6 protein-coding genes and 1 pseudogene are annotated in these 7,877 nt (G+C 69.7%); 4 read left to right on the top strand and 3 right to left on the bottom strand.

The annotated features are described in order from the left end of the window. The 3 genes and pseudogenes from ACWGIU_RS22485 to ACWGIU_RS22475 all read right to left on the bottom strand — a co-directional run. Positions 1-264: pseudogene (locus ACWGIU_RS22485) on the bottom strand (amidohydrolase); the annotation flags it as partial. Positions 265-390: 126 nt separating this feature from the next. After that, positions 391-765: a hypothetical protein gene (locus tag ACWGIU_RS22480; protein ID WP_453708423.1), complete on the bottom strand. Its 375-nt coding sequence runs from the start codon at positions 763-765 to the stop codon at positions 391-393. A gap of 15 nt (positions 766-780) precedes the next feature. After that, positions 781-1,728, bottom strand: a complete 948-nt coding sequence (locus tag ACWGIU_RS22475; RefSeq protein ID WP_453708424.1) for a heme o synthase — start codon at positions 1,726-1,728, stop codon at positions 781-783. A gap of 326 nt (positions 1,729-2,054) precedes the next feature. Between ACWGIU_RS22475 and tkt the strand changes: the two genes are divergently transcribed. Genes tkt through opcA form a run of 4 tightly spaced genes read left to right on the top strand, consistent with a single transcriptional unit; the run spans position 2,055 to position 7,866 of the window. Continuing rightward, on the top strand, positions 2,055-4,142 hold the full coding sequence (gene tkt / locus ACWGIU_RS22470) for a transketolase (RefSeq protein ID WP_453708421.1): 2,088 nt from the start codon (positions 2,055-2,057) through the stop codon (positions 4,140-4,142). A 33-nt stretch (positions 4,143-4,175) separates the two neighbouring features. After that, a complete protein-coding gene (gene tal, locus ACWGIU_RS22465; RefSeq protein ID WP_453708419.1) occupies positions 4,176-5,294 on the top strand; it encodes a transaldolase in 1,119 nt (372 codons plus the stop codon). Between the two features lie 5 nt (positions 5,295-5,299). Beyond that, positions 5,300-6,826 (top strand): glucose-6-phosphate dehydrogenase, encoded by a 1,527-nt coding sequence (gene zwf, locus ACWGIU_RS22460; protein ID WP_314249057.1) that lies wholly within the window; start codon positions 5,300-5,302, stop codon positions 6,824-6,826. Continuing rightward, positions 6,823-7,866 (top strand): glucose-6-phosphate dehydrogenase assembly protein OpcA, encoded by a 1,044-nt coding sequence (opcA, locus tag ACWGIU_RS22455; protein ID WP_453708417.1) that lies wholly within the window; start codon positions 6,823-6,825, stop codon positions 7,864-7,866. The genes zwf and opcA overlap by 4 nt, the downstream gene beginning before the upstream one ends. Positions 7,867-7,877: the final 11 nt, after the last annotated feature.

Genomic DNA, 7,877 nt, shown 5'->3' with positions numbered 1-7,877 from the left:
TCTCAGCAGCCGGCGGGCGGTCTCGGCCACGCCCAGCTCGCGCCGCCGCGCCAGATACATGGCGGGGGCGGCGTGCGGTTCCAGCCCCAGCAGCGGCGGGCACCAGCGGCGCACCGCGAAGCCGGTCTGCGTGTCGAAGAAGGTGGTGCCCGCGGCGGGCGGGCCGGCCGAGCGCATCAGCTGGGCCTCGAAGGTGCCCAGGCCCAGCTCCGTACGGAGTACTCCGTGGCAGTACTGGTCCACCAGGGGCGGCGTTTCGATCATCCGGGCATCCCGTTGCGGACGTGAGGAAGGGGCTTCCACACGTCCTAACGGGTGAGCGGGGTGTGAGGTGTTGCTCGTGCTGTTGACCGAGACGGCACTCCCGGGTCCCCGGACGTCTCGCGGGGCTCAGGCAGCCGGGTTCTCGGGTCCGCCGATCTGGATGCCGGCCATCCGCGTCCACTCGTACGGACCTGTGCGCACGCGTGCGGCGAACTCGCCGTCGAACTCGTCGTGGAGGGTCAGCCCGGCCTTCTCCGCGGCCAGCTGCGCCACCGTGAAGGTGGGCGCCACCAGGTCGCCCCAGCCGCCGTCCGTACCCACGAGAACGATCCGGGTGCCGGCCTGGCCGATGTGGGCGAGCTGGCCCTCGGCGCCGCCGTGCTGCTTGGCGAACGCGCCGATCTGCTTGGCCAGCTTCGTGGCCGTACGGTCCTGCTTCTTGTCCGCGGCGCCTGCGGTGTCCGCGGCGGCGGTGTCTGCGGTGTCTCCCATGGAAACCATGCTACCGGCGAGTAATCAACGGAGGAAGGGATCCACGGCCACCGCCACGAACAGCAGCGACACGTAGGTGATCGACCAGTGGAACAGGCGCATCTCCTTGAGCTTCCCGCCCGTGACGCCCGCCTTGGCGCGTGCGTGCAGCGCGTGCGCCTCCCACAGCCACCAGCCGCCCGCCGCCAGCGCGACCGCGGTGTAGAACCAGCCCGTGTAGCCGAGGGGGGTCAGGAGCAGCGAGACCGCCACCATCACCCAGCTGTAGAGGACGATCTGGCGCGCCACGGCCTGGTTGCCCGCGACGACCGGCAGCATCGGCACGCCGGCGCGCGCGTAGTCGTCCTTCACCTTCATCGACAGCGGCCAGTAGTGCGGCGGCGTCCAGAAGAAGATGACGAGGAAGAGGATGACCGCGGCCCAGGAGACCTCGTTCTTGACGGCCGACCAGCCGATGAGCACCGGCATGCAGCCCGCGATGCCGCCCCAGACGATGTTCTGGGCGGTGCGCCGCTTCAGCAGCATCGTGTAGATCACGACGTAGAAGAGGAGCGCACCGAGCGACAGGGCCGCCGACAGCCAGTTGACGAGCAGACCGAAGAACAGGGTGGAGAAGACCGCGAGGGAGAGGCCGAAGGCCAGGCACTCCCGGGGGCTGACCATGCCGGTCACCAGCGGGCGCTGCGAGGTCCGGTCCATCAGGGCGTCGATGTCCCGGTCGATGTACATGTTCAGCGCGTTGGCGCCGCCGGCGGACAGGTAGCCGCCGAGGCAGGTCAGGAGGACCAGCCGCAGCGACGGAACGCCCTGCTCGGCAAGGAACATCACCGGCACTGTGGTGATCAGCAGAAGTTCGATGATCCGCGGCTTGGTCAATGCCACGAAAGCCATGACGCGGGTCCCGAGCGGCCGCTGACCGGGGCTCGTCCCGAGCACCCCCGCTGGACGGGATTCGACGGCCGTCACGCACACCCCTGAGAGAGAATCCAGCAAGCTCCGACTCGGACCACCCAGAACTGAAGGCCCGGTTAAGGCTTGCGCGTACCACGCCACTGTAGACGTTGCGCTTACGTCGCCCCGCGCCGGGGTCGCTTCGTGTTGGGCCGATCGGACCGTGCATACATACGGGGGACGAGCCTTGCCGATCGCCGGTGGGCGGGTGAACAGCGGTGGGCGGCACGGTGACGGACTGCCTGCACTCGAATAGCTGCACGCCGTTGCGGGGGTAGGCTCGGAATCGCGCCGGTGCACCGTTCGTCACCGGGATTCATACATGTGGAGAGGAGCCCTGACCCACGGTGAGCACCAAGCCGACCACCACAGAGCTCGAGTGGACCGAACTGGACCAGCGGGCCGTCGACACCGCCCGCATCCTGGCCGCTGACGCGGTCCAGAAGGTCGGAAACGGCCACCCCGGTACGGCGATGAGCCTGGCCCCCGCCGCGTACACCCTCTTCCAGAAGGTGATGCGGCACGACCCGGCGGACCCCGAGTGGGTGGGCCGCGACCGCTTCGTGCTCTCCGCGGGGCACTCGTCCCTGACGCTCTACACCCAGCTCTACCTCGGTGGGTTCGGGCTGGAGCTGGAGGACCTGGAAGCGTTCCGCACCTGGGGCTCCAAGACCCCGGGCCACCCGGAGTACGGCCACACCAAGGGCGTCGAGACCACCACCGGCCCTCTCGGCCAGGGCATCGCCAACGCGGTGGGCATGGCCATGGCCTCCCGCTACGAGCGCGGCCTGTTCGACCCGGAGGCCGCCCAGGGCACCTCCCCGTTCGACCACATGATCTACGCGGTCGCGGGCGACGGCTGCCTCCAGGAGGGCATCTCCCACGAGGCGTCCGCGCTGGCCGGCCACCAGAAGCTCGGCAACCTCGTCCTGCTGTGGGACGACAACCACATCTCCATCGAGGGTGACACGGAGACGGCCGTCTCCGAGGACACCCTCAAGCGTTACGAGGCGTACGGCTGGCACGTCCAGCGCGTCGCGCAGCAGGAGAACGGCGACCTCGACCCGAAGGCGCTCTTCGCCGCCCTGCAGGCCGCCAAGGCCGAGACCGGCCGCCCGTCCTTCATCGCCGCCCGCTCGATCATCGCCTGGCCCGCCCCGCACGCCCAGAACACCGAGGCCGCCCACGGCTCGGCGCTCGGCGACGACGAGGTCGCGGCCACCAAGCGCGTGCTCGGCTTCGACCCGGAGAAGACGTTCGAGGTCTCCGACGAGGTCATCGCCCACACCCGCGCGCTGGGGGACCGCGGCCGCGAGGCCAAGGCCGAGTGGGAGAAGGAGTTCTCCGCCTGGCGCACCGCCGACCCGGAGCGCGCCGCCGAGTTCGACCGCATCAACGCCAACGAGCTGCCCGCGGGCTGGGAGGACAAGCTCCCCGTCTTCGAAGCCGGCAAGGGTGTCGCCACCCGCGCCGCCTCCGGCAAGGTCCTCGGCGCGCTCGGCGCGGTCATCCCGGAGCTGTGGGGCGGCTCGGCCGACCTGGCAGGTTCGAACAACACCACCATCGACAAGGACTCCTCGTTCCTGCCGGTGGGGAACCCGCTGCCGGAGGCCGACCCGTACGGCCGCACCATCCACTTCGGCATCCGCGAGCACGCCATGGCCGCGTCCATGAACGGCATCGCCCTGCACGGCCACACCCGCATCTACGGCGGCACCTTCCTGGTGTTCTCCGACTACATGCGCAACGCCGTCCGGCTCTCCGCGCTGATGCACCTGCCGGTGACGTACGTGTGGACGCACGACTCCATCGGTCTGGGCGAGGACGGCCCGACCCACCAGCCGGTCGAGCATCTCGCCTCGCTGCGCGCCATCCCGGGCCTGAACATCGTCCGCCCCGCCGACGCCAACGAGACGGCCATCGCCTGGCGCGAGATCCTGCGCCGCCACACCAAGGTCTTCGGCAAGGGTGCCCCGCACGGCCTCGCGCTGACCCGCCAGGGTGTGCCGACCTACGAGCGCAACGAGGCGGCCGCCAAGGGTGGCTATGTCCTGTTCGAGGCCGAGGGCGGCCCGGCGCAGGTCCTCCTCATCGGTACCGGCTCCGAGGTGCACCTCGCCGTCGAGGCCCGGGAGCAGCTCCAGGCCCAGGGCGTTCCCACCCGGGTCGTCTCGATGCCTTCCGTCGAGTGGTTCGAGGAGCAGGACCAGGCATACAAGGACAGCGTCCTGCCGCCGTCGGTGAAGGCCCGTGTCGCGGTCGAGGCGGGCATCGGCCTGACCTGGCACCGCTACGTCGGCGACGCCGGCCGGATCGTCTCGCTGGAGCACTTCGGTGCCTCGGCCGACGCGAAGGTGCTCTTCCGCGAGTTCGGCTTCACGGCCGAGAACGTGGCGGCCGCCGCGAAGGAATCCCTCGAAGCCGCTGCGCGCTGACGCCGGTCCGAACCAAGTAGGAGATGTAATCCCATGACAGACGCACTCAAGCGCCTCTCCGACGAAGGCGTCGCGATCTGGCTGGACGACCTGTCCCGCAAGCGCATCACGTCCGGCAACCTGGCCGAGCTCATCGACCAGTCGCACGTGGTCGGTGTCACCACCAACCCGGCGATCTTCCAGAAGGCCATCAGCGGCGGCGAGGGGTACGAGCAGCAGCTCACCGACCTCGCCACCCGCAAGGTCACCGTCGAAGAGGCCCTGCGCATGATCACGACGGCGGACGTCAGGGACGCCGCCGACATCCTGCGTCCGGTCTACGACCGCACCGACGGCCAGGACGGCCGCGTGTCGATCGAGGTCGACCCGCGCCTGGCGCACAACACCCCGGCGACCATCGCCGAGGCCAAGCAGCTCGCCTGGCTGGTGGACCGCCCGAACACGCTCATCAAGATCCCGGCGACCAGGGCCGGCCTGCCGGCGATCACCGAGGTCATCGGCAAGGGCATCAGCGTCAACGTCACGCTGATCTTCTCGCTGGAGCGCTACCGCGAGGTCATGGACGCGTACCTGGCGGGTCTGGAGAAGGCCAAGGCCGCCGGCCTGGACCTCTCCCTGATCCACTCGGTCGCCTCCTTCTTCGTGTCCCGTGTGGACTCGGAGATCGACAAGCGCCTCGACGCGGTCGGCACCGACGAGGCGAAGGCCCTCAAGGGCAAGGCGGCGCTCGCCAACGCCCGTCTCGCCTACGAGGCCTACGAGGAGGTCTTCTCCTCGGACCGCTGGACCGCCCTGGAGCGTGTCGGCGCCAACAAGCAGCGTGCGCTGTGGGCCTCGACGGGCGTCAAGGACCCGGCGTACAAGGACACCCTGTACGTGGACGACCTGGTCGCCCCGAACACGGTGAACACCATGCCGGAGGCCACCCTGGAGGCCACCGCCGACCACGGGCAGATCACGGGCGACACCGTGCGCGGCACCTACGAGCAGGCGCGCGCCGAGCTCGACGCGGTCGCGAAGCTGGGCATCTCGTACGACGATGTGGTGCAGCTGCTCGAGGATGAGGGCGTCGAGAAGTTCGAGGCGTCCTGGAACGACCTGCTGAAGTCGACCGAGGCGGAGCTTGCGCGCCTCGCCCCCACGGAGGCCTGAACACCTTGTCTGTGAACGGAGCGAACCCGCTTCGTGACGCACAGGACCGGCGGCTCCCGCGTATCGCGGGGCCGTCCGGCCTGGTCATTTTCGGCGTTACGGGTGACCTGTCGCGCAAGAAGCTGATGCCTGCCGTCTACGACCTGGCCAACAGAGGCCTGCTCCCGCCGGGCTTCTCGCTGATCGGGTTCGCCCGCCGCGAGTGGCAGGACGAGGACTTCGCGCAGGTGGTCCATGACGCCGTCAAGGAGCACTCCCGGACGCCCTTCCGCGAGGAAGTGTGGCAGCAGCTCGTGCAGGGCTGCCGTTTCGTCTCGGGCGACTTCGACGACGACGCGGCCTTCGAGACGCTGAAGGCGACCATAGAGGAGCTGGACAAGGCGCAGGGCACGGGCGGCAACTTCGCCTTCTACCTGTCCGTCCCGCCGAAGTTCTTCCCCAAGGTGGTCCAGCAGCTCAAGGACCACGGGCTGGCGCAGAAGGAGGGCTCCTGGCGGCGTGCCGTCATCGAGAAGCCCTTCGGACACGACCTGAAGAGCGCCGAGGAACTCAACAAGGTCGTCCACGAGGTCTTCCCGCGCGACGAGGTCTTCCGGATCGACCACTACCTCGGCAAGGAGACCGTCCAGAACATCCTGGCGCTCCGCTTCGCCAACACGATGTTCGAGCCGATCTGGAACCGGTCGTACGTCGACCACGTGCAGATCACCATGGCCGAGGACATCGGCATCGGCGGCCGGGCCGGGTACTACGACGGTATCGGCGCCGCCCGTGACGTCATCCAGAACCACCTGCTGCAGCTGCTCGCGCTGACCGCGATGGAGGAGCCCGGCTCCTTCCACCCCAAGGCGCTGGTGGCGGAGAAGCTCAAGGTGCTGACGGCGGTGCAGCTGCCGGAGGACCTGGGCAAGCACACGGTGCGCGGCCAGTACGCGGCCGCCTGGCAGGGCGGCGAGAAGGTCGTCGGGTACCTCGAAGAGGACGGCATCGACCCCAAGTCGAAGACCGACACCTACGCGGCCATCCGCCTGGAGATCAACAACCGCCGCTGGGCGGGCGTCCCGTTCTACCTGCGGACCGGCAAGCGCCTGGGCCGCCGGGTGACCGAGATCGCGGTCGTCTTCAAGCGGGCCCCGTACCTGCCGTTCGAGTCAGGCGCGACCGAGGAGCTGGGGCAGAACGCCCTGGTCATCCGGGTCCAGCCGGACGAGGGCGTGACGGTCCGCTTCGGCTCCAAGGTCCCGGGCACCTCCATGGAGGTCCGGGACGTCACGATGGACTTCGCCTACGGCGAGTCCTTCACGGAGTCGAGCCCCGAGGCGTACGAGCGGCTCATCCTCGACGTGCTCCTCGGCGACGCGAACCTCTTCCCGCGTCACCAGGAGGTCGAACTGTCCTGGAACATCCTCGACCCGATCGAGGAGTACTGGGACAAGCACGGCAAGCCCGCGCAGTACCCGTCGGGCACCTGGGGGCCGGTCGAGGCGGACGAGATGCTCGCACGAGACGGACGGAGCTGGCGCCGGCCATGAAGATCGACCTCACGGAGACCAACTCCAGCAAGATCAATGCCGCGATGGTGCAGGCACGCCGGGACATCGGCACGCCGGCCATCGGCATGGTCCTGACGCTGGTGATCGTGACCGACGAGGAGAACGCGTACGACGCGCTCAAGTCGGCGAACGACGCGTCCCACGAACACCCCTCGCGGATCGTCGTCGTCATCAAGCGGGCCAGCCGCTCGCCACGCAGCCGCCGCGACGCCCGGCTCGACGCGGAAGTCCGCGTCGGGGCGGACTCCGGCAGCGGTGAGACGGTTGTGCTCCGCCTTCACGGCGAACTGGTCGACCACGCCCAGTCGGTGGTTCTCCCGCTGCTCCTGCCGGACGCCCCTGTGGTCGTCTGGTGGCCGGACGGTGCCCCCACGGACCTGGCGGGCGATCCGCTGGGTGCGCTGGGCCAGCGCCGGATCACGGACACGTACTCCTGCGAGGATCCGATCAGGGCGCTCGGTGGCCGGGCTGGGGCGTACGCCCCCGGGGACACGGACCTGTCGTGGACCCGGATCACCCCGTGGCGTTCCATGCTCGCCGCGGCACTGGACCAGCAGGCCCTGTCGGTCACCTCGGCGACCGTCGAGGGCGAGGACGAGAACCCGAGCTGTGAACTGCTGGCCATGTGGCTGGCGGACCGGCTCCAGGTCCCCGTCAAGCGCACGCTGTCGTCGGGCCCGGGCCTGACGGCCGTACGCCTGTCCACCAAGGACGGGGACATCGTCCTGGACCGGGCGGACGGCTCGCTGGCCACCCTGTGCATGCCGGGGCAGCCCGACCGTGCGGTGGCGCTCAAGCGCCGTGACACGGCCGAGCTCCTGGCGGAGGAGCTGCGCAGGCTGGATCCGGACAACACGTACGAGGCCTCGCTGAAGTTCGGCGTGGCGCGATTGGAGGCCTCGACGGCTCCGGTGGAGTCGGCCCCGGCCGACGCCCCGGCGGAGCAGGCCCCGGCCGACGCCCCGGCCAAGCCGGCCAAACCGGCCGGCAGGCCGACGAAGAAGGCCCCGGCCAAGTAACCCCCTCGCGG

Source organism: Streptomyces sp. NPDC054840, assembly GCF_053611065.1.
Note: the sequence above shows the minus strand (reverse complement) of the source record. Positions and strands in the feature narration are given on the sequence as shown.

Excerpts from the sequence above, each read along its gene's own strand:
- tal (WP_453708419.1), top strand. The coding sequence starts at position 4,176 with ATGACAGACGCACTCAAGCGCCTCTCCGACGAAGGCGTCGCGATCTGG.
- opcA (WP_453708417.1), top strand. The coding sequence starts at position 6,823 with ATGAAGATCGACCTCACGGAGACCAACTCCAGCAAGATCAATGCCGCG.
- ACWGIU_RS22480 (WP_453708423.1), bottom strand. The coding sequence starts at position 765 with ATGGTTTCCATGGGAGACACCGCAGACACCGCCGCCGCGGACACCGCA.